A 1,666-nucleotide genomic window follows, 5' to 3' on the forward strand; every position below is an offset into this window, starting at 1 on the left:
TTTACAGCACCTACTGTTGTGAATGGAGAATTTTTAACCTTGAGTCCGTGAAACCCTTGACTAGCAATAGTTATTCCCAGAACTTTGCACTGTCTAGTAACAATTACCTCTCCTTGAAAAGAAGCCGAAAAGCGCTGTAAGGAGGTGTACCTCACCCTTGATCAAATCTACTGTAAAATCTGAAGATACTTGATATCAATTTCACTTCTCCAATATCTATAACAGAGAACAGTAGGAAAAACATTTTCCTGTCTAAAGATCGTTATCAGCGTAAGTCCTAACCTATCTGTCTATTGCTACAGCACTACCCATTAAGATTAGGACAGCTAAGAAACTTCAAAATATTATAGTTAAAAGTTTTGACTCTAGCTGATAGCTGATAGCTGAATGCTTATAGCTATATAGAGTTTGTCTGAACTTTCTTCTGGCCATCAGCAGATTTTGAAAAGTCAGATAAAATTATTTACTATGAAACTGTATATTTGACTGTCCAGTTGTTCGGGAAGTCATTGAAGAAGGCAGAAGGAAGAAGGAAAAATACTTATGGATAGTCTTCGACACGCCACTCAGTGTCTTATAACCCCAAACAATTTTAAGCACCCCCGTTGATGGTGGAGTATTAAACCCGCAAAAGAAAAGATAATATGAAAAGAAACTGTACTAAACAAGGAGGCATAAATGCGTAGTAAACGCTCTAAACCCTGGATTCATCGTAATTCACGTTTTATTATTGCTGGTATTTCAACAGTAGGAGCAATAATTACAGCATATCTCGCAATAGAAAAATTCATGGGAGGAGTCGTGACTTGTCCTGTAGCTGGTTGCGATAAGGTACTTGAAAGTCCTTATGCTATGATTTTTGGCTTACCTCTGGCTCTATTTGGCTTTCTAGCTTATGCTGGAATGGGAACAATGGCGATCGGTCCTTGGATAATTAACCCAGATTCTCAGAAGGAGTTACGCTCAAAACTAGAAAACTGGAGTTGGTTATTAATGTTTGTTGGTGGCGTATCCATGACTATCTTCAGTAGCTATTTGATGTACATCATGGCATTTGAGATTAAATCTCTGTGTATTTATTGCATCGGTTCGGCTATTTGTTCTGTAGCTCTATTTATCTTAGCATTAATCGGTCGTGACTGGGAAGATATTGGGCAATTAATCTTTACCGCTATTATTGTTGGAATGGTTACTCTTGTAGGAACATTTGCGGTTTATGCTCCCATTCATAGTCCTATTGCTGATCAACAAGATATTTATGCAGTTACAACTACTTCGACTCCGGCAAAAATTGCTTTAGCAGAACATCTGACAGAAGTGGGAGCAAAAATGTATGGTGCTTATTGGTGTGGTCACTGTCAAGACCAAAAGAAGTTGTTTGGTCAAGAAGCTGTTAGTAAACTTAATTATATTGAGTGCGATCCTAAAGGCAAAAACCCTCAACAAAGCTCATGTATCGCAGCCAATATTACTGCATATCCGACTTGGAAAATTAATGGTAAATCTTACGAAGGTACAGTTTCTTTAGAGGATTTAGCAAAATTTTCCGGTTATAAAGGTCTAGCTAATTTTAACAATCTTTAATACAGCAGGGAATAGGGAATAGGGAACAGGGAACAGGGAATATACAAATATTCCAGATCGTCAGTTGTACCTCATTAGTACG

Annotated in this window: 1 protein-coding gene; it reads left to right on the top strand. The window is 37.7% G+C overall.

The genetic code is table 11. The annotated features are described in order from the left end of the window. The first annotated feature begins 678 nt into the window (after positions 1-678). Entirely contained in the window at positions 679-1,584 is a 906-nt protein-coding gene (locus F6K13_RS32040) for a vitamin K epoxide reductase family protein (protein ID WP_124143398.1), read from the top strand. Positions 1,585-1,666: the final 82 nt, after the last annotated feature.

It is taken from the genome of Okeania sp. SIO2B9 (assembly GCF_010672505.1).
GTDB classification, from domain to species: domain Bacteria; phylum Cyanobacteriota; class Cyanobacteriia; order Cyanobacteriales; family Microcoleaceae; genus Okeania; species Okeania hirsuta.